Origin of the sequence: Balneola sp. (assembly GCA_002694685.1) — a bacterium.
Taxonomy (GTDB): domain Bacteria; phylum Bacteroidota; class Rhodothermia; order Balneolales; family Balneolaceae; genus Gracilimonas.
In genome coordinates this window covers 540,491-561,075 of sequence record NZMW01000010.1, presented here as the reverse complement: position 1 = coordinate 561,075, position 20,585 = coordinate 540,491, and the positions used below count along the sequence as shown (strand labels likewise).

General features: G+C 41.8%; 17 protein-coding genes. 6 read left to right on the top strand and 11 right to left on the bottom strand.

The genetic code is table 11. The features are described 5' to 3' along the window. Positions 1–50: 50 nt before the first annotated feature. The 3 genes from CL667_12120 to CL667_12110 all read right to left on the bottom strand — a co-directional run bounded on the left by CL667_12120 (position 51) and on the right by CL667_12110 (position 2,199). Positions 51–953 carry an EamA family transporter gene (locus CL667_12120; GenBank protein ID MAL18446.1) on the bottom strand — a complete coding sequence of 301 codons (903 nt, stop codon included), beginning with the start codon at positions 951–953 and terminating at the stop codon, positions 51–53. A gap of 77 nt (positions 954–1,030) precedes the next feature. After that, entirely contained in the window at positions 1,031–1,363 is a 333-nt protein-coding gene (locus CL667_12115) for a hypothetical protein (GenBank protein MAL18445.1), read from the bottom strand. A gap of 38 nt (positions 1,364–1,401) precedes the next feature. After that, complete coding sequence (locus CL667_12110) at positions 1,402–2,199, bottom strand: hypothetical protein (GenBank protein ID MAL18444.1); 798 nt, start codon at positions 2,197–2,199, stop codon at positions 1,402–1,404. 254 nt (positions 2,200–2,453) lie between these two features. Between CL667_12110 and CL667_12105 the strand changes: the two genes are divergently transcribed. Continuing rightward, entirely contained in the window at positions 2,454–4,946 is a 2,493-nt protein-coding gene (locus CL667_12105; protein MAL18443.1) for a hypothetical protein, read from the top strand. Positions 4,947–5,139: 193 nt separating this feature from the next. Next, positions 5,140–7,518, top strand: coding sequence for a hypothetical protein (locus CL667_12100; protein MAL18442.1), 2,379 nt, complete (start codon positions 5,140–5,142; stop codon positions 7,516–7,518). 13 nt (positions 7,519–7,531) lie between these two features. On the opposite strand, the gene CL667_12095 is transcribed toward CL667_12100, so the two are convergent. The 4 genes from CL667_12095 to hutH form a co-directional block, all read right to left on the bottom strand. After that, positions 7,532–9,091, bottom strand: coding sequence for a hypothetical protein (locus tag CL667_12095; protein MAL18441.1), 1,560 nt, complete (start codon positions 9,089–9,091; stop codon positions 7,532–7,534). After that, a complete protein-coding gene (locus tag CL667_12090; protein ID MAL18440.1) occupies positions 9,075–10,496 on the bottom strand; it encodes an amidohydrolase in 1,422 nt (473 codons plus the stop codon). The genes CL667_12095 and CL667_12090 overlap by 17 nt, the downstream gene beginning before the upstream one ends. Before the next feature lie 110 nt (positions 10,497–10,606). Then, a complete protein-coding gene (locus tag CL667_12085) occupies positions 10,607–11,083 on the bottom strand; it encodes a hypothetical protein (GenBank protein ID MAL18439.1) in 477 nt (158 codons plus the stop codon). A gap of 64 nt (positions 11,084–11,147) precedes the next feature. Next, positions 11,148–12,632, bottom strand: a complete 1,485-nt coding sequence (gene hutH, locus CL667_12080; protein MAL18438.1) for a histidine ammonia-lyase — start codon at positions 12,630–12,632, stop codon at positions 11,148–11,150. 140 nt (positions 12,633–12,772) lie between these two features. Between hutH and CL667_12075 the strand changes: the two genes are divergently transcribed. Next, positions 12,773–14,452 (top strand): MFS transporter, encoded by a 1,680-nt coding sequence (locus CL667_12075; protein ID MAL18437.1) that lies wholly within the window; start codon positions 12,773–12,775, stop codon positions 14,450–14,452. Positions 14,453–14,533: 81 nt separating this feature from the next. Here CL667_12075 and CL667_12070 read toward each other — a convergent pair whose 3' ends face one another. After that, on the bottom strand, positions 14,534–15,202 hold the full coding sequence (locus CL667_12070) for a hypothetical protein (protein MAL18436.1): 669 nt from the start codon (positions 15,200–15,202) through the stop codon (positions 14,534–14,536). Positions 15,203–15,369: 167 nt separating this feature from the next. Continuing rightward, a complete protein-coding gene (locus CL667_12065) occupies positions 15,370–16,251 on the bottom strand; it encodes a hypothetical protein (GenBank protein MAL18435.1) in 882 nt (293 codons plus the stop codon). Between CL667_12065 and CL667_12060 the strand changes: the two genes are divergently transcribed. Beyond that, entirely contained in the window at positions 16,154–17,527 is a 1,374-nt protein-coding gene (locus CL667_12060; protein ID MAL18434.1) for a tRNA uridine-5-carboxymethylaminomethyl(34) synthesis GTPase MnmE, read from the top strand. The two genes, CL667_12065 and CL667_12060, sit on opposite strands and share 98 nt — an antisense overlap. Before the next feature lie 3 nt (positions 17,528–17,530). Here CL667_12060 and CL667_12055 read toward each other — a convergent pair whose 3' ends face one another. Both CL667_12055 and CL667_12050 read right to left on the bottom strand, forming a co-directional pair. Beyond that, positions 17,531–18,586 (bottom strand): hypothetical protein, encoded by a 1,056-nt coding sequence (locus CL667_12055; protein MAL18433.1) that lies wholly within the window; start codon positions 18,584–18,586, stop codon positions 17,531–17,533. 256 nt (positions 18,587–18,842) lie between these two features. Further along, positions 18,843–19,487: an NAD(P)H-dependent oxidoreductase gene (locus tag CL667_12050; GenBank protein MAL18432.1), complete on the bottom strand. Its 645-nt coding sequence runs from the start codon at positions 19,485–19,487 to the stop codon at positions 18,843–18,845. Between the two features lie 195 nt (positions 19,488–19,682). Between CL667_12050 and CL667_12045 the strand changes: the two genes are divergently transcribed. Then, complete coding sequence (locus CL667_12045; protein MAL18431.1) at positions 19,683–20,228, top strand: hypothetical protein; 546 nt, start codon at positions 19,683–19,685, stop codon at positions 20,226–20,228. A gap of 116 nt (positions 20,229–20,344) precedes the next feature. After that, positions 20,345–20,509, top strand: coding sequence for a DUF1328 domain-containing protein (locus tag CL667_12040; GenBank protein ID MAL18430.1), 165 nt, complete (start codon positions 20,345–20,347; stop codon positions 20,507–20,509). The last annotated feature ends 76 nt before the right edge of the window (positions 20,510–20,585 follow it).

Below are 20,585 nucleotides of genomic sequence, written 5' to 3'. Positions count from 1 at the left end.
ACATTAATGTTCAAACAAAATGATTTAAAATCAGCCCTCAAATGAATTAATCACTGCTTGTCATACTTAGCAGCCTGCTTTGTCTTCCCTCTTTCAAGCACTATAAAATTCCCTGAGAGAATAAAACCAACGCCGACTATCCCCAATACTGACCATGTGTAATTCTCAAAAACAGTGGAAATTATCAAAGCAATAATTGGCACTACGAGCTGTACATATCCGGCCCGGCTCGCCCCTATTCTGCCAATCAAACTTAGGTAAGCACCAAAAGCGAATACCGATCCAAAAACAGCTAAATACAATAGCGATAAACTGTAGGTGATATCACTTTCATAGGAAAACGTATATCCACTAAAGAGTGCAACTGCTGCCATAGCAATAGCCCCATAAGTCATCCCAATGGCATTGGTTTGAAGTATGGGTAAACCGGCTGACTGATTTCGGGCCGAAATAATATTCCCAAGCGAAGCAATGTATGATGCGCCTATGGCCTGAAGCAGTGCAATGGATGCCGCATCGGAGAAGGAAAAATTCAGCAGGTCTTTATAGAATATCATCACAATTCCGGTCAAACCAAGAACCGCACCGCCATAAACTTTCCAGGGGATGACGTTTTTTAAGAAAATCCGGCTGTTGAAAATATTCATGAAGAGCATGGTGGAAAAGATGAGCGCTACAAGTCCACTGGTTAATACTTGCTCGGCTAAATAAACCATCCAGTAATTGAAGCCGAATAAGAACAAGCCCTGCAGTAATATAAAGCCATGTTCACTTCTGTTGAACGTCAGGTTTAGTTTTCTGAATTTTGAATAGACCAAAAGGATAACCCCGGCGAGCAAAAACCGATAGCTAACCGAGACAATAGCGTCAACCTCACCAACCTGAAAGGTGATAGCGAACCAGGTAGAACCCCAGATTAGCGCAGGGGTGAGATATAGAAAGATATTTTTCAAGTCAGCCGATGTTACTTAACCGACATAAACTAAGCAATAGCTAAGATCTTGAATTGTAGAAAAGCTGATCTTTTAAATCACCCAACACAGTTTACACACCGGGTGGTGTGGGGCATATATTCAAGCCGGCCAAAAGGAATTTCACCCCCACATTTTGTGCATACGCCAAAACTATCTGATTCGGAATTATCCAGCGCCCGTTCCAGCTTCTTAAGCTGCTGCTTTTTTTCTCTGAGCGAAGATTCATTTATGGTTTTGTTGTTGATGGCATCCATCCGAGAAATACGGCCAATAGAAGCGTCCAATGGAATGGGCTTGACCAATTCCTGAAGTTCTGCTATTTCCTCTTTTGTTTCCTCTATTCTTAAGGCAATGATCTTTCTAAGTTGCTGTTTTTCAGTTTTTGTCATTATTCCCCTAAGAGGTTGCCTGAAACTTTTATGCCTTTTTAGTCCAAATAGTGCAAGAGTTTCCATAACTCACTGCCAACCACATCCCTTGTTCTGATGATAGCATCCATTGTTTCTGTGAAGTTCGCACTAGGCATCACGCTGTTCATGATTTCATTGGTAAAACCATATTCAATGTTGGCTAAATCATCGTAATAATTAGCCGTAGCGAAGTTATAGTCATAGCCTACTCCTCCAGGTTGCATGATAGAATAGGTTCGCCAGTTGTGCATTTTCTTGGTTCTAACTCGTTCTTCATGAAGAGGTTTTGCAATATCATTCTCCAGTGCAAGATATTGACTTTCCATTCCGGGCTTCACTCGCATATAGTTTATCACCAAATACAGGCTATTTGATGAATCCATGGGATCCATAATCCCAGCCTCCGTCTTCCAGAGTTCTGAATATTGGTGTGTCACAATTTCCATCGACCTCTCCAATAAATCATCGTCCCGGCTCGAAAGCTTCATCGACAAGGTTTGATTAGCTTCCATAATTGCCTCAAGGCTTTGGTAAGTCCTGATTAGAACATAATTGTACTTACTTAACTGTCCGCCAGGATATATAACCTTATAGAAATAAGTACCCGTAATATTCTCCGATGCCATCTCTTCATCAAAAATGCCCTGCCAGTTTGAACTAACTAGTTCTTCAAATTGTGCAAGATCTTTAGAATCTACTTTCAGGTAATCGATATTGAGATAAGCTCCCTCCTCCGTCTGTGCAAAGCTTAAAGTTACTAGTAATAGCGAACATAGAAATGTAACTAACCCTACTTTTTTCATAACGGACTCCATTAATTAATCCTTGACTAAAAGTATAATAATGCGGCACAAATTCAAGTTAAAAAGCTATTCTGCGTCCTATTATGGTTTATATCAATGAAAAGTAAGTCTTATAGCGCTAAGACTGTCATCAAACCAAACACATTTAACCGTATCCCCCTTCTTCATGAATCTAACTGGCTTCAAAGGAAAAATAGCATTAACATGTTATACTTAATTAGCATAAAAATAATATATTAGCGTAAAATTATAACAAACGTTTCCCAATGCTTTCTCTATTCATTCACTCTTTTAAAAAAATAATCTTCTTAAGTTTAGTAGTCGTTATTGCAGGTGGAGAAGATTTAAAAGCTCAAAATTATCAACCGGCTGTAGATTTTATAAAACAGTTCAAGAATGTTCAGGACCAGCTTCCCCGTGAAAGCGTTTATCTGCATACTGACCGCGACTGGTATTATTTTGGAGAGCGTATCTGGTTTTCGGCCTACACCGTTTCTGGTGGCTACTTGTTGCCCTCTGAGCTCAGTACCGTTTTATATGTGGAACTGGTAGCACCGGATGGCACCATCGCCAAAAGGGAAATGGTAAAAATGGAAGCCGGCAATGGGAGCGGAAGCCTTACCTTTGAAGATGTTGATGAAGCCAGTGGAACCTATGAAATAAGAGCTTACACCAAGTGGGGTTTAAACTTTGGAGAATCCTATGCCTTCACTAAAAAAGTTAATGTCTATACCGGCACGGATGACATCGAAGCTGAAACTTCAAGTGATGAGTTTGATGTCCAGTTTTTTGCCGAGTCAGGTCATTTAGTAGACGGATTATCAACAAGCCTCGCCTTCAAGGCCATCAGCAATAATGGGCTCGGAACAACCATTGAAGGCACTATTTACGATAGTGATGACCGAGCCATTACAGATTTCAGCTCCTCTCATTTAGGCATGGGTGCTATTGATTTTACACCGGAAGCAGGGCAGAACTATTATGCCATGCTGGATGGGGAAAAATTCTCGCTACCTGAAGTCATGGAAGACGGAGCTATACTGAATATCGGCCTTAAGAACGACTTTTTTACCGTCAACCTTCAGGCAACTGAGTCTGCCGAAAATCAGGCTTTCTTGCTTTTTGCTCATGTTCGCGGAACTGTTTATCACGCTGCTCCAATTGCTGAAGCTGAACGCGGTGTTTCAGCTATGATTCCCCAGAATAATTTCCCCACAGGCATTGTACACTTCACACTGCTGAATGGACAGGGAGAAGCCGTAGCCGAACGACTCGCTTTTGCAAAAAACCCTGTTGACCAACTTGATATCACCACCTCGCTTAACAAATCTGCGTTTACAACCAGAGAACGCGTTAGTCTTGATTTCGAAGTTCAGGACGAGAAAGAAGGACTACTGCAAGGAACAGCCAGCGTTTCCGTTTTTGATGATAACATCCATTCCTATCAGCCTAATAGTGGCGACATCACTACACACTTCCAACTAGGCACTGAGATTAAAGGATACATTGAGCAGCCAGGCTTCTATTTCAGTGATGCACCAAATGCCGATGCATATTTGGATTTATTGATGCAAACTCAGGGATGGAGAGCCTTCGCTATGGACACAGAAGAACTGAAGAAACAGTTGGAAAATCTCACCCCGCCTGAAACCGGAATTGAAATAACTGGGAGAATAACTTCCCTTTGGGGAGATAAACCATTGAAAGACGCAGCTGTGTTTTTGGCTGTTGGCAGCGATAATAGTCAGTCTCAGATTATAACAACAAATGAGGAAGGTTTATTTACTGCCAAAGATCTTGAAGTTCAAGGCCGAGAAGTCGTGAATGTACGAGCCAACCGTGATGGTGGGGGCGATCGTCTTTGGATTGAAATGGATGAACAATTTGCAGAATTTGCCGATCAGTGGGATCCTGTTGTTCAATCTCCATTTGCTCCTGCAACTGATACAGAAGGACAAATAGAGCAAGAGCCCGTAGATCTCAAAAAACGTTCTGAAGCAGCTATAGCAAGCTCGGAAATCCTTGAGGGAGCAGAGATGTCTGGAGACTTAGGTGAATTTACGGTAACCGGAGAAGCCGAAACTGATAGTTATACCGAACAGGTTTTCTCAGAAGGAGAACTTAGCGGTTCTGGAACCCAGGTTAATATGGATGAAGCCGACTACCTGCGGGATTTACCCATCGAGCAGATTCTCAATCAGCTGCCCGGCGTTCAGTATAATTCTCAAAGCAACTCGGTCACTATTCGAAATTCGTTCTCAAGTATTAGTTCGGGGCCCCTACCTCCCCTTATTATTGTTGATGGGGTTGAATCTGATTTTCAGTTTGTGAGTGGCATCAACACGCAGGATATCAAAAATATTACGGTTGCACGAAGCTCTTTAGATCTTGCTATCTACGGAGCCCGAGGCGCCGGTGGAGCCATCATTATTACAACCCGAAGTGGAACCGGACTTTCTTCTCGAAATGAACGGGGTACCCGAACTACTTATGTTGAAGGCTTTCAGGAGCCTACAAACTTTTATTCCCCTAAATATGGGATCACTGTTCCCAAAGACATAGCTCAACTTGACAACCGTATTACCCTTCACTGGGAACCTGAGTTCAACTTTTCAGACGATAACAATACGATTGAGTTCTGGACAAGTGATGTTGCCTCCCAATACCGTATCGTGATTGAAGGAATTACCGAAACAGGAACTCCATTTTATAAAACTCAGACTTTTATTACCGAAGATTCTATGGATACAAATGAATAGCTTATAGCAGTCGTATTTTTCACCTCACATGAATATGTCATGTTGAAGTAGCCTCTATCTTTTATCTTTATACTCCATTCAAAAAGGAAATAGGATTATGAAATATCTAGACAGGTTTTCGAGACTTCTCTTCAAAGTAATAATAGTCGCTCTTCTTTTACCAATTAGTTATACAACGGTTCAGGCTCAGAGTATGGAGCCTGCCATTGAGTTTATCAAGCAGTTCAAGGGACTGCAGGATCAGTTGCCACGTGAAAGCGTATATCTGCATACCGACCGCGACTGGTATTATTTTGGGGAACGCATCTGGTTTTCAGCATACTCTGTAGCGGGGGGATATACACTTCCCTCAGATCTCAGCACTGTGATGTATGTTGAACTGGTTTCTCCAGATGGCAAAGTAGCTAAACGTGAACTTATCAAGATTGAAGAGGGACGCGGACAGGGAACGCTAACTTTTGAGGATGTTGATAAAAGTACGGGTACCTACCAACTCCGGGCGTATACCAAATGGGGACTTAATTTTGGCGAGTCTTATGCTTTCAAAAAACCTATTCAAATCCTAAATCCCGACGGCAGTACCGGGATTGCTTCCAAAAGTGAGGAATTTGATCTTCAGTTCTTTCCAGAATCAGGTCATTTAGTGAATGAACTTTCAACAACGCTGGCTTTTAAATCTATCGGGGAAGATGGCTTGGGACATAATATTGAAGGCACCATCTATAGTGAAAATGGACAGCCTGTAACTGATTTTTCTACTCAGCATAATGGCATGGGCTACGTTGACTTCACCCCACAGGCCAACACAAGTTATTATGCCCAGGTTGAGGACAAAAGAATCCCCTTACCCGAAGTCAAAGAAGAAGGTGCTATTCTGAATGTTGATCAAGAAGGTGACTTCTTTACCGTTGACCTGAAAACGGCGGGGGCTTTCGATTCGCAATCCTACTTCCTATTTGCCCATGTAAAGGGACTGATTTTTCATGCAGCTCCTATTTCTGAAGGTAGCTCAGCTATGATACCAAAAAATCAGTTTGCGTCCGGCATTGTCCATTTTACTCTTCTTAGTGAAGACGGGAACCCTATAGCCGAACGACTTAGCTATGCCCAAAATCCGGTGGATCAACTTGAGGTAAACACCAATCTGAATCAGGAAGTATATGCGGCTCGAGATCGGGTCAAGCTAGACCTTGGTGTCCGTGACCATAACGGAACGCAAATTAATGGAACAGCCAGTATCTCTGTTTTTGATGATAATCTGAGGAAGTATAAAAAAGATGGCATTGACATTACATCCCATCTTCGGTTAGGAACTGAAATTAGAGGACATATTGAAAATCCGGGATTTTACTTCAGCGACATTAAAAATGCGGAGCCATACCTTGATTTATTGCTCTTGACCCAAGGCTGGCGTGCATATCCCATGCAGATTGATGCAATTAAAGAACAGCTTGAAAACCTTGTCCCACCTGAAACGGGGATTAGTCTTTCCGGAAAAATCACTACGCTTTTATTAGATAGGCCTATTGAAGATGCCGTTGTATATGCAGAGACTGGTTCAAACAATGAAAATTCCCAAATCATAACAACTGATAAAGACGGGCTTTTTGAGATAGATGACCTTATGGTTTCCGGAGTACAGAATGTGACTTTAAAATCAAATAAGGAGAATGGCAGTGACAAAGTCTGGATAACCGTTGATGATCAGTTTGAAGACTTTCCCAAAAATTACTCTGATACTCCACAGTTAGAATTATCCCGGGAAGCCACGAAGGCTCAAGATAATAATCAGCAAATTAACACTGCTGACCGGGCAAGTTCTGCTATTAGCAAGTCGCAACAAGCTGATGACTTTGAATGGTCTCAGGATCTTGGAGAAATTACCGTCACCGGCAATTCAGAATTTAGCGCTGATCTCCAGCAGTACCTGGATAATGCTGGAGGCCGGTCAATTTATGTTGATATGGCAAAAAGAGATTACTTAAGAAACTTGCCAATAGAACAGGTATTTAACCTGGTGCCAGGTCTAAGGTTTAACCCCATAGATAATGCAGTAAGCCTTACCGGAAGAGGTGCAGATGGAGATGAAAATGAGTTTCGATATTTTGTAGATGGGATTCCAACCTATTTCGAGTTTGTTAAAATGATGGATTCAGAAGACATCAAGTCTATGATTATTACAAGAGATAGCGATGTTAATTATTTAGGAAGTGTACCTACTTCCAGTACTATCATTATCACCACCCATACAGGAAATGGTGTGCAGAAAAATGTCAGAGGACTAAAAAACTCATACGTTCAAGGGTTTCAGGAACGGGCTGAATTCTATCACCCAAAATATAATTTAACCGTCCCAAAAGACCTTGCGGAGCGAGATGATCGTATTACCCTTTTCTGGAATCCAGACGTTAACCTTTCCTCAGAAGGAAACGCTATTGAATTCTGGACCAATGACATCTCCTCCAGCTACCGCATTGTGATTGAAGGAATCAGTGAGGACGGCAATACATTCACCCATACTCAAACATTCCGCTCAGGCAGTGATATTAGCTTGAATTCAGAAAATCAGTAGAAATGGAAATTGATTAGCGGGAAGCCATCATTCCACGGGCTTTTCCTAATCCTAGTACTGAACGGCGCCGATCCGGGGTTCGCTCTAATTGTTTTTTATAAGCTTCAAAAGCCTGTTCGTACTCACCCATATCCATCAGAACGTCACCTAATAATTCATAAGATGGCTTAACGATTGTGGGTGGGCCAAAATCAATGGGAAGCTCGGCTTCCATTACCACTGTTTCTTTCAACAGGTCTAATCCTTCTTCCTGATTTCCTTCATCAATAAGAAGAAGACTCTTGATCTGATTCATTTGGATATTCCGATCTGGATTCTCAGGAATTTGCATAATTTGGTCCAGGTTTTGGCGAGCTTTCTCTGGATCTCCCATTTTTATTGCAGCTAAAGCGGAAGTGAAGAAGTAATTCAGTCCATTGCGATTTCCTGATTCATAATCAGCACTCCATTCTTCAGCAGCTGCCCATAATTCGGTACCTACTATATAATGACCTCTCATCACTGAAAAATGCCATTTCTCACTTGCAGTGGGTTCTCTTTTGATACGGTCATAGCAGTTCTGTAATACCTGCCGTGCCTTTTCATCCTGCCCAAATTGCACATATCCATACTCCAACCACCAGGGGTAGTGACCACAAACAGTCATCCGCTCATCCAATTCTTTTTGGCGAGTTTGCTGAACATCACGGGCAACAATATTAGCATCAATGGTTTCTCCCCACATTCCAAGCGCTAAAAAAATATGCGAGGTCATGTGCTGAGCGTGAGCCGCTGATGGTGCAATTTCAGAATAAGCTTTAGCCATCGGTAACCCCAAAGGTGCATGAATGGGATCATCAAAGGAATGAATGAGATAATGGGCAGCTCCGGGGTGTTCTGGATTCGCATTCCAGACATCAAATAACTCTGCGGCTGCTTCCATGTAAATCGCAAAGTCGCGCCCCTCGTGAGCTGTTCCCAAAATTGAGAGTCCATAAAAAGCCGTAATCTCATGATCATCAGGGTATTTTTCATGAAGGTCTGCCATGTATTCCATATACAAATCATCCCGCTCTTCTTTGGAAAGTCCCTGTGTTTCATCGGTATTTCCATATAGCACTTCAAGAGACATCAACAAGTCTTTTTCTCTTTGGGTTGAAGCCTTCTCTTGTCGCTCATCGACAGTTTCTCCTAACTTGCTTAAAATCCCCATTGCTGCTACTCGATCTTGTTGCATCCAAATCGGGTGGTTATGACTTTTAGCCTCCCCATAATATGCCATCACAAAATCCGGGTCTTTCTCTTGCGCCCGCTGGAAAGCTCGGGCAGCATCAGCATATTCAAAGTTATGCAGGAATTTCATGCCTTCTATAAAATCGGCTTGAGCTGACTTATTTCCCGAATTCGGAAAGTTAATTTTCCCGAGTTGTTTATTCTGTGCCTGAGCACTAGCGCCCAAAATCATGAGCGTTATAATTAGTAGAAATGAAGTATATACAGTTTTCATGAGATGCTTTTTAAGTTTGCAGCCTTTGCTGAATTCAAAATAATTGGAAAAACAAGAAATCACTAAGTTCTTATTTAGAAGATCCAACCTCTATAAGGTTTCCTTTAATCATGACATGGGATAAAGATCGCATGTTTGAAATATCCTGAGAAGGGTTTTCATCCAGAATAATCAAATTGCCGAATTTTCCAACTTCAAGGGTTCCAAAATCATCACCTCTTCGCATGGATTCCGCTCCATTTTTGGTGGCCATTACAATCAAATCTTCAGCTGTAATGCCAGCTGACTGCATTGCTTCAAGCTCATCAAAAATTGAAACCCCATGTAGTGTTCCCGGGTTTCCGGCATCCGTACCAACCACTACCGGTATTCCTGATTCATGTATAGTTTTTAGGTTTTCATATTGAATTACTTCCGGCATATCTTCCTCATAATTAAATGACCGAAGTCGTTCCTTAAAATTTTCTGTAAGCCTTGGATGGTCTTTAAATTGTGATGCGGTTGTAATCAACTCTTTGGTTCTTGTATCTATGCATCCATTGGGATCGTTGACCGGAATAGGTTCAATATCTGCCGCTGCTTTATATGCAAGCATGTATCCCGCACTCACAATCAGCGTTGGGTTATAGTAAGTTCCGTTTTCTTTAGCCATCTCCAGGAATTCTTCATCTACTTCTACATCTCCTACACTATGTACTAATAGCTTTGCGCCGTTTTCCAATGCGAATTTGGCCTGCTCCAGCGTTGTAGCATGGGCGATCATCTGGTTGCCTTCTTTTCTAATTTCTTCCGCCGCTGTTGACACCCAATCCTTATACTCATCACTTCTTGTATTTATCTGCCAAAACTTGATCCCCGTACTCCCTAAGGAAGAAAGGTATTGAACGGTTTTCACCCCCGTTTCTTCTGAGTCTAGGTTCACAAGTACCCGATCTGAGGGTAAGTCAAATGGAGCGCCCGGAGCTGGGGTGAGAAGTGGTCCTGCTGCCGCTACATGTGGTGCTTTAGGATTATTTTCTGCTTCTTCCTGTAAATCAATCGTCCATGAAAAACCACCGACATCATAGACCCCCGTTATTCCGGAACATAAATACGAGTCATAATAGCGCTGGGGGTTTTGCTTTTGATAAGCGGCAACATCCGGGAACGGATATTCGTCTGTGATGTCCATAGCATCCGGACGACCATCAAAAAAACCGGTCTGTGAAAAGTGCATATGTGCATCAATCATACCCGGTGTAATGTATTTTCCGGAAGCGTCAATAGTCTCAGCATTAGACGGAATTGAACAGTCACCCTGTTCACCCACACATTCAATCCGACCTTCTCTAACTATAATTATGCTATTTGAAATAGCTTCAGCTCCGGTCCCATCAAACAAAGTTGCTCCAGAAATAGCAAAGGTAGAATTTTTTGGTTTGGCATTTTCGCAAGATGTGAAGGTAAGGGCTACAAGGCATCCGAAAGAAAAAAGAATAGTAAAGAATCTCATTTTGGGAGCTTAATTGAATTTGATTCAATTACGTAATAAAAACGCCAAAATAAAACACATTGCCCCACATCAAGTTATTGCAGTACTCCCTTTGTGTGAAGTAACAAATACTAGTATGTCACATTACTGAAATAGTAGTATGCCATTATTCCAGCTGCCATAACTTTTAACCCTGTAGCTGCCATGAACCCGACAAAAGAACCAATGGCAGACTTCATTGCTTTATCCGAATTATTTCCACCAATAATCTCTCCTACAAAAGCTCCTGCTAAGGGACCAAGAACAAAACCAATAGGTGGAAAGAACAAACCAAAGATCAATCCTACTACAGAACCGGTAATGCCATAAGAAGAACCCCCAAATTTTTTGGTACCCCAGGCTGGAATTATGTTATCGAGGAAAAAACCTACTGTGATTACCACAACGGCCCAGAAGATCAAAAACATCACAGAAAAAGGGGCGTGTAAAAACTGAAGGATTAACAATCCAAAGTAGCTGAATGGCAATCCCGGAACTACCGGTAAGAAAGCTCCGGCAAGTCCTGCTAAAATAAATAAAGCACCTATGATGATTAAGATTGTTTCCATGGTAACTACACGTATCCAACAACCTAAGGTTTCATTCAACTACTTTAGGCTGTTGGAACTCATATTAATTCAGTTTCAACGGATCTATTAAATTCTTGTCCAGCAGCAAGTCAACTGCCACATTAATTTCATCTTTAAAGAAATGATCTTCATGAGCATGGGGAATTTGTTCCCTGATGTATTTATGCGCTTGCTCCACGCCTTTCCCGGGTTTCAATGGGGTACGGAAATCCAATGCCTGAGCTGCTGTAAACAATTCTATAGCCAATACCTGTTCCACATTTTTGAAGACATTCAATAATTTTAACGCCCCAACACTTCCCATACTTACGTGGTCTTCTTGTCCTAAACTGGTAGGAATCGAATCTACAGAAGCCGGATGGCAAAGTACCTTATTCTCCGATACCAAAGCTGCGGATGTGTACTGCGGAATCATAAAACCGGAGTTAATTCCTGTTTCTTCCATCAGTAACTTAGGGAGTCCGTCGTGCCCTCCCAGCAATAGATAGGTTCTTCTCTCTGAAATGCTTGCCAATTCTGCTAAGGCAATGGCCGCATAATCTAAAACCAGAGCAAGTGGTTGCCCATGGAAATTCCCTCCGCTTATAATATCACCGTTTTGGAAAACCAGCGGGTTGTCTGTTACTGAATTGATTTCGGTTTGAACCGTTTGCACGCAATGCGATATCGCATCCCGACTAGCGCCATGAACTTGCGGAATGCATCGGAGTGAATATGGATCTTGGACTTTCCCGCAATTTCGATGTGACTCTAAAATTTCACTTTCTGCCAACAGTTTTCGCACATTCTCAGCAACTGCTTGCTGACCGGAATGTGGCCTTATCTCATGAATGCGTTTATCAAAAGGCTTAATACTTCCCTGCAAGGCCTCCAAACTCATTGCTCCTAATAAGTCTGAAGATTTTAAAAGCCGGAGTGTTTTTTCTAACACAAAAGCCCCATAGCCACTCATCAGCTGCGTCCCATTAATAAGAGATAGGCCGTCTTTGGGTTGAAGGTCAATAGGTTCCATGTTATGCTTTTTAAGCAGCTCTTCAGCCGGGATAGTGTCCGTGCCGTCTTCATTCCAAAAAGAGCCAAATCCTAACAAGGGAAGTGACATATGTGCCAGCGGAGCTAAATCTCCAGAAGCCCCTACACTTCCTTTTTCGGGGATAACCGGGATCAGATCATGGTCAACGAAATAAATCAGTCGGTCGAAAGTCTCTTTAGAAATACCAGAATATCCAATACCCAAAGCGTGGATTTTGAGCTGTAGCATAAGCCTTGAAATCTCTTTGGAAATCAAATCTCCGGTTCCAACGGCGTGAGAAAGAATCAGATTCCTCTGAAGCTGCTTAAGCTGATCGGCCCCAATGCGTTTAGTGGCTAAAACCCCAAATCCCGTGTTGATTCCATAAAAAGCTTCGTTTTTTGTTAAAGCCTCATCCACAATAGCCCGTGCATTCAGCACCGGACCAGGATCTTTTTTTAGTTGAGATATTGACTGTTCAATATCTGAATACAGGCTGCTGATCTTTATTTTCATCTCTTACATCCGTTTTTTAACTCTTGCAGAAGGTCGTTACAAACTATCCCGAATTCAATCCTTTCTTGCAACCGAGTAGCTCTTTAGGTATCATCACCCACTTTATAGAATATTTAAACCCTAACCAACCTTTACACATTATGGCAAACGGGAATCCCGCCACTGCAAATGACTTTTTTGGACATCCGCGTGGCTTATCAACATTATTTTTTACTGAACTTTGGGAGCGCTTCAGTTATTATGGCATGCGCGCCCTCTTGGTTCTTTTCATGACGGCAGAAGCTCTTGGCGATAATCCGGGTTTGGGATTTAGTGTTGGTGAAGCAACTGCTATTTATGGTATCTATACGTTCTTTGTATATGTGCTTTCCTTACCCGGTGGTTGGGTAGCTGACAACATTTGGGGGCAGAAAAAAGCCGTATTTATTGGAGGTTGTATTATTGCAGCCGGCCACTTCAGCATGGCTGTACCAACAACAACCTTCTTTTTTATCGGACTTGCCCTTATTGTAATCGGTACCGGTCTTTTGAAGCCAAACGTAAGCTCTATGGTAGGAGATATCTACCCTGAAGGCGGAGCTCGCCGTGATGCAGGCTTCTCCATATTTTATATGGGTATTAACCTTGGTGCTATTCTTGGCCCTCTTCTATGTGGTCTGCTTGGTGAAGGTTACAACTGGCATTATGGATTTTCACTCGCCGGTTTTGGAATGGTACTTGGCCTGATTTCCTACAAGATTGGTGATAAGTATCTGGAAGGTGCCGGAGATCTTGATGAGAACTTTACCAAAGAAGAAGTAAATAGAAAAAGTAAAATCTTCTATACCGTCTCTTCTATTCTTATCGCTGTTGTTGTTGTATTTGGGTTCCTTCAAAGTTCAGGAGCTATTAATGTAGCATTGGATGTATTGGCTCAAAACCTTGGTATTGTTGCCGTAATCATTACACTTTTATTCTTTGGGTATATCATCTTTTTTGGAGGACATACTCAACAAGAGAAAAAACGATTAGGCGTAATTTTCTGGCTGTTTATCCTCGCCGCTTTATTCTGGAGTGGATTTGAGCAAGCGGGTTCATCATTGAATCTATTTGCTGCTGAATTAACCAATCGTGCTGCCGGACCAAGTGAATTCCTGGGCGGATATGGTTCTTTTATTTTGACTGCCATTCTAGCCATTCCTATCGGCTGGTATACATTAAAAGCTTTTAGGAGAGATGACCTCTGGCAAGTAGCTAAAATTGCCTTGGTAGCCTCTGCTGTAGGTGTCCTTGCCTTTTTCTACTGGGTTTTTACTCAAATAGGCAGTGGCTGGATTATTCCTGCAAGTACACTTCAGCTTATTAACCCAACCTTTATTGTGATCTTTGCTCCTATATTTGGATTTATGTGGACTTGGCTCGCATCTAAAAATGCTAACCCTTCAATTCCTGTTAAGTTTGGCTTGGGTCTTTTCGGACTTGCCGCCGGATTCTTTGTTCTAGCCTGGGGTTCAGCTAATGCATCATCCACAAGCTTGGTTTCCCCCGCATGGCTGATTGTCACGTACTTCCTGCACACAGTAGGTGAACTTTGTTTATCACCTGTAGGGCTTTCCTCTATGACCAAACTCGCACCAAAAAACCGCGTTTCTCAAATGATGGGAATCTGGTTTGTAGCAGCTGCATTAGGAAATCTCATGGCCGGATTACTTGCAGGTCAGCTCGAGACTCTAGCTCCATCTGGACTTTTCCAGAGTGTTGCTCTTATTGTAGGTGGCGGTGGGATTGTAGCACTCCTTGCTGCACCTCCAATCCGTAAGCTAATGGGTGACGTTGAATAAAGACTCAGAAATATTTTAAAATAGAAAAGGCTTCTTCATTACTGAAGGAGCCTTTTTTTATTCTGACTGATCGGTGTTTTATTAAAGCACGGAATATTGATTATGGTACTCAATCAAAGTAACCAAACTCTCGTGCCCGGCCTCTCTTGACCAGCCCAAAGCAGTATCACCGTTTCTATTTTCAGTATCTATGGCGCCATTGCTAAGCAGTGCTCTTGCCATTTCAAAATTTCCTTTTGAAGCAGCAATCATAAGTGGCGTAACGCCTGCCTCACTTTGTTTATTAACATCTGCGGCAAAAGCCAGCAGTGAAATTACCGCATCCATATCTCCTTTGTGAGCGGCTATGTGTAAAGCAGTAAAACCGTCATTTCTAAAAGCATTAGGATCTGCCCCATGCTTAAGTAAAACCTCAACGGCTTGTTGGTTATTTTGAGTGATAGCTATAATCAGCGGAGTATTTTGATCTGAATTTTGGTGATTCAAATCTGCCCCCAGCTTCACCAATTTACGTACAGCATCGGTATTGCCATTCAGTGCAGTGTAGAAAAGCGGGGTATTACCTTTGATGTCCTCAACATTTGGATCTACTCCTTTATCAACCATTACACCAATGGTATGGGCATCGCCTTCATAGGCTGCTTTAAATAATTTACTTGTTTCTGTTTGTGATTGGGCTTGTACGGAAAGCGCTGAAACCAAAATCGCGCATAGTACTACTATTGATCTCTTCATATCTCTTTCTCTCATTTTTTGTTCGAATTAAACATCACCATCTCTCTCACTTTTTTTGGTGGGATGTGAAATTCGCTACGCACGCCCAAGAGGAATTGTTTCAGCTTAAGACTTCCAACACATCATTTAACATAAAGTTAACAGCCCAAGGTAGTCTGCCGGATCAAGATTCCATACAGATTCTACTTAAAGCCCTGTGCAAATCCGACCCCGATAAAAAACGTCTCCGATTCTAATTCATATCCAGAGTTAATATCGATCTGTGCCCCATCATTTACCGTCAATGTCACTCCGCCTTCTATATACTGTTGATTTGTACCACTGCTATAAATTCCGGCATAGCCCGCATAGATTCCTACATTTTGTTGGCTCGGAACCGTAAAGCTTGGGGTCAGTGTAAACAACCAGTTGTCTTCTTCATCCCCCACTGATGGCGTGTACCCTAAATTTGAAGAAACCCCAACGAACTCAGTTATAGACTGATCTGCCAGAACAAATAAGGAGGGGATAATTTCATTGTTTGTGAAGGCTTCTGAACCTACCGGAAAGCTTATTTTTCCTAAAGCAGAAACACTTGTATTGCCTTCATCAGAAGTGAAGAAGTTATATTTTGCGGCAAGCCCAATATCGTTAAAACCTTTTCTCTCAACATTAGTGCGGTCAAAACTTTGTGTGGTATATGAATTCAGCAAGGCCCTTACTTCAAACCCATCAAAAACACCAAGGCGTAAAAGCATTTGACCAATATCGAATTGATTTACAAACTCACTCGTTGTTACAAGCACGCCGGTCTCCAATCCAAATACTCCTTTTTCAGTAACGGCTGACCCATTTCCAATTCCCGGCCGGTCGGGCGTATAATTCTCCTGAGCATGAATTAATTGAGGACTTAACAAAAAGCATAAGGCTGCGATCAGATGTGTATATTTCATAAAATTATTTTTTTGTAGATGAATACCTTTAAATATGAATGAAATAGCAGAAAAACCACCCATCGCTGCCATTGCTACACCTGTTGGAGAAGGTGGCATAGCCGTTATTCGAGTTTCGGGATTGAATGCCATTTCCAAAGTGAACGAAGCCTTTAAAGACAAAGACCTGACGAAGCAGGATTCTCATACCGTCCATTTCGGGAAAATCATGAATAAGAATAACCTTCCAGTTGATGAGGTTTTGGTCACCCTGTTTCGTTCTCCAAAATCTTACACCGGTGAAGAAACGGTAGAAATTTCTTGCCACGGTGGTGTTTTAGTTACCCAATCTGTTTTAGAAACTATTCTTGCTCTTGGAGTGAAGTCTGCCGAACCCGGGGAATTCACCCAGCGAGCATTCTTAAATGGGAAGTTAGATCTGGATCAAGCTGAAGCCGTCGCCGATCTCATTCATGCCAAAAGTTCAAAAGCATTGGATGCCGCCCATCAGCAACTCGAAGGTCAGCTTGGTCATCACATCAAAAGCTTTAGACAGCAAATTATTGACGCTACTGCGATGGTAGAGCTGGAGCTCGATTTCATTGAGGAAGATGTAGAATTCGCGAACAAGGAACAGCTTCAGAAACTACTCGAAGATCTTGATGAAGAAATCACCAAACTGCTCGAAACTTATGAAACCGGACGTCTGGTAAAAGATGGTGTCAAGACCGTATTAATTGGCCGGCCCAACGCCGGAAAGTCTACCTTGCTGAATACGTTGGTGGGCAGTGACCGAGCCATTGTTACTGAAATTGCAGGAACCACCCGCGACACCATCGATGCCGACTGGAGCTACGATGGATTGCTGTTCAAACTCATCGACACAGCCGGACTGCGAGAAACCCAAGATATAGTGGAAGCTGAAGGGGTTAAAAGATCACAGAAAGCTTTTGAACAAGCTGATTTAGTCATTTACTTAAAAGACTTATCTCAGGCTTTTACCGAAGATGAACGGAAGGAAATTGCTGATTTTCAGAAAAGATCTAAAGAAACACCCTTCATTTTAATTGGCACCAAAGCCGATATTGAAGCAGAAAAAGAATGGCGTACCGAATTTGATCTCAAAATCTCAGCCCTTGAAGGAGAAAAAATCAAGGAGCTTAAACAGTTGCTGAAAGACCGTGCTTTGGAAAACAAACACTACGACGCCTCGAGTCTGCTAGTTACCTCTACCCGACACCGTGACGCCCTCCAAAAAACAAAAGAACATGTGCAGTCTGCTTTACGTGCTTTGGCTCAAGATATGACTGGAGACTTTCTCTCTATTGATTTACGGGCGGCTCTAAAAGAGCTTGGAACAATCACCGGAGAAATAACAAATGAAGATGTCTTAGACAGCATATTTTCCCGCTTTTGTATCGGGAAATAAAATTCAACCTGTAGCCATATTAATTCTTTTACTCTGTGAAGACCCGGCAATATCACTCCGTTTGAATTTTACCCTTCCAACAGTACCAGAATGAGCTGACTCACTTTCTATTTCAAATGTACCGCCCAGTTGTGACGTTAGTTGCTCTACCATTCTAAAGCCCATTCGGTCTACCCGCTGAAACTTTTCTTCGATATATCCAATGCCCGAGTCTCGCACCTCCAAAGTCACATTATCAGCATCGCCGAGGCTTATATAGATCGTCACATTGCCATATTCCTGATTTGGATATGCGTGCTTATAGACATTATTTAGGAGTTCTGATAGTATTACCGAAAGTGGAATGGCCTGATTTACGTTGAGAATAACTTCCTCTATTTCAAGGTGATATTGAAGCTTTAGATCCCTTTTATCCTGTATGAGATCAATATCGCTCACTATCCTTTCTATAAAGTTGTTGAATTGAATTTTATGCAACCCATCCTCATTATAAAGTCCTTCATGGATCATAGCCATAGACTGCAACCGAAGCCGACTTTTTTCAAGTGCTGTTATTTTATCTTCCTGAGCCAACTCCAGATCAAGCATCCCGGCCATAACGGCAAGATTATTCTTAACCCGGTGATGCACCTCACTCATAAGTACTTGTTTCTCATTTTCTGTATCAAGTACCCTATCTTTTAATAAGAACAGATCTGTTACATCATTCTGTATCCCCAAATAATATACTGTTTCACCCTCGTCATTTAATATTGGGGATATACTGAGCCGGTTGTAGAATAGCTGTCCGTTTTTTTTATAATTCCGGAGAACAACCCGTGTCGGTCTTCTCTTTTTCAACTCAGATCTTAGCGTCACCAATGCTGCCTGATCGCGATCGTTTCCCTGAAGAAATCGACAATTTTTCCCAATTACCTCTTCTTTTGAATAACCCGTCATCTCGCAAAAGGCATCGTTACAGTATATTAGGGGTTGCCCCTCTTTCTTCATATCTGCAATTACTGCCCCTTCCTGACTCTGATCGAAAGTTTTGGCAAGAATTTCTACTGTCTTTTCCATCTTATAATGTGTTGTACTCTTTTACTATTTACTATAGTAATTATCGGCAATATGGAAAATTTATTAAGTGCTAAGTAGCAGAAATATCTTTCTAATAGGAAGGGTAGCAACTCGTTAGCACATGACTTTGGGAAAGCTCCGCTCAAGAACTGAATAGGTTTAGAATATGCGCTGAATCAAATTTTCAGCAATTTTGTAGATGAAAATAATAAAGCCCGCAATAAGCGGGCTTTATCTAACCAATAACAAATGATCCTTATGCCATCTGAGGAACATTTGGTTCTATAAATAATTCATCTTTCGGACGGCGGACTTTCTTCATAGGTGCGAGCCAATCATTTTCTTCATCTCTGTAGCCTAAAGCCATCAACGAAACACTATGAAGACCTTTCGATTCTAAGTCCAGAAATTCATCCAATTCTTCATTCTTAAAACCTTCCATTGGGCTTGCATCAACTTCCTCAATAGCTGCAGCAGAAAGCCCAAAGCCGAGCGCTATGTAAGCTTGTCGGGCGGACCATTCGCGTTGTTCTTCAATCGTTCTTGAAGCTACTCCATCAGCCATATCACGAAGCGGCTTTAGCTCTTCTTCATTTAAGTCACGGATCTCACCGGTAAGCTCTACAAAATTATCAATACGTTCTTGAGTAACCTCATTCCACGCAGCAAAAACCAGCAAGTCTGAACTTTCTGTAATCTGAGGTTGTCCGTAAGCAATCGGCTTAATCTTTTCTTTAATCTCCTGATCTTGAATATGAATAACCGTAAAGGGCTGTAAACCGATTGAAGTCGGAGCCATCCGAATAGCTTCCAAAATGTTATCCAGCTTTTCTTCCGGTACTTGATCGCCGTTCATTTTCTTTGTTGCATATCGCCACTTAAGCGCTTCTTGAAATTCCATAATCAGGATAATTGAGTGAGATTTTATGTGCTTTTTATTTAATCAATCAACATACTGAGTGGTGATATCCTTCCTGTTAACCCTTCTCAAGTTTAGATAAGCCCTATAGAACCTCTCTATGAATACTATTCTAATGGTGATTATTCTTGATTTTTTTTATTTAAAGTGATTAGAAACAAGGTTGAGGGTTGAGATATGAAAAAGCAGTTTTTTATTACTAGTCTTTCTGTATTACTCCTAATTATTATTACGAATCCTGTATTTGGTCAGCAGGTTTCAAGTTTGAACAAGTATTGGTTTCAAACCGGACTTGGCGGTTCTCCAGAAGGATTATCCATAGCGCTCGGCGCGAGTCTGCAGTCAGGCAAATTAATAGGGACGATCAAAGCTGAAGCTTCAAGTCAACTTTTGTTTCCTGAGTCTTCGGCATTAGCAACTGCTTTCATGGTCGGCACCTCTTTACAAAAGCCTTCAAATAATTCTGAACGCAGTTTATCTCTTAATCTGCAAGCCGGTGTTGGTACCTTCACTTTTGAAGAATGTGTAGAGAGTTGCGGGATCTTATCTTCACCCGATCCTAAAAATTCTCGTGAGACCGCAATTTCATTTCCTATAAACGCCCAGATGTTAGCTATTCTGTCTAAAAACATAGGGTTTGGTTTTGAAACAGGAGCCCATTTCAATTCCATCAAAATATACGCTTCGCTTCACTTCACGGTTATCGTAGGAAAATTCAGATAAATAATCATTCTGTGGCAACATGAAGTTGAAAGCTGGGTAATCGGCCCGACTTCAATTTGGAACAAACGCACGTTCATCCCATTCAACTAGTAATCACTAATTAACTAGAAACATTTATGTTACGATGGACGATCACTTTTTTTGTTATAGCGATAGTTGCCGGTATCCTTGGTTTTGGAGGAATCGCAGGAGCTGCGGCAGGGATTGCTGAAATTTGTTTTTATATCTTCATTGTACTGTTCATTGCTTCTCTCATTTTCGGGAAACGCCCCAAGGTTTAATCTTCTTCATATCTGAAGCCCCATCTTACTACAAGAGATTGCTAAAAAAACGTAGCACGCTAAAAAAGTGAGTGGG

Bases quoted from the DNA above. Each gene is read 5' to 3' on its own strand.
- CL667_12115 (MAL18445.1), bottom strand. From the start codon at position 1,363: ATGACAAAAACTGAAAAACAGCAACTTAGAAAGATCATTGCCTTAAGA.
- CL667_12110 (MAL18444.1), bottom strand. From the start codon at position 2,199: ATGGAGTCCGTTATGAAAAAAGTAGGGTTAGTTACATTTCTATGTTCG.
- CL667_12105 (MAL18443.1), top strand. From the start codon at position 2,454: ATGCTTTCTCTATTCATTCACTCTTTTAAAAAAATAATCTTCTTAAGT.
- CL667_12100 (MAL18442.1), top strand. From the start codon at position 5,140: ATGGAGCCTGCCATTGAGTTTATCAAGCAGTTCAAGGGACTGCAGGAT.
- CL667_12090 (MAL18440.1), bottom strand. From the start codon at position 10,496: ATGAGATTCTTTACTATTCTTTTTTCTTTCGGATGCCTTGTAGCCCTT.
- CL667_12085 (MAL18439.1), bottom strand. From the start codon at position 11,083: ATGGAAACAATCTTAATCATCATAGGTGCTTTATTTATTTTAGCAGGA.
- hutH (MAL18438.1), bottom strand. From the start codon at position 12,632: ATGAAAATAAAGATCAGCAGCCTGTATTCAGATATTGAACAGTCAATA.
- CL667_12075 (MAL18437.1), top strand. From the start codon at position 12,773: ATGGCAAACGGGAATCCCGCCACTGCAAATGACTTTTTTGGACATCCG.
- CL667_12070 (MAL18436.1), bottom strand. From the start codon at position 15,202: ATGAGAGAAAGAGATATGAAGAGATCAATAGTAGTACTATGCGCGATT.
- CL667_12060 (MAL18434.1), top strand. From the start codon at position 16,154: ATGAATGAAATAGCAGAAAAACCACCCATCGCTGCCATTGCTACACCT.
- CL667_12065 (MAL18435.1), bottom strand. From the start codon at position 16,251: ATGGCATTCAATCCCGAAACTCGAATAACGGCTATGCCACCTTCTCCA.
- CL667_12055 (MAL18433.1), bottom strand. From the start codon at position 18,586: ATGGAAAAGACAGTAGAAATTCTTGCCAAAACTTTCGATCAGAGTCAG.
- CL667_12050 (MAL18432.1), bottom strand. From the start codon at position 19,487: ATGGAATTTCAAGAAGCGCTTAAGTGGCGATATGCAACAAAGAAAATG.
- CL667_12045 (MAL18431.1), top strand. From the start codon at position 19,683: ATGAAAAAGCAGTTTTTTATTACTAGTCTTTCTGTATTACTCCTAATT.
- CL667_12040 (MAL18430.1), top strand. From the start codon at position 20,345: ATGTTACGATGGACGATCACTTTTTTTGTTATAGCGATAGTTGCCGGT.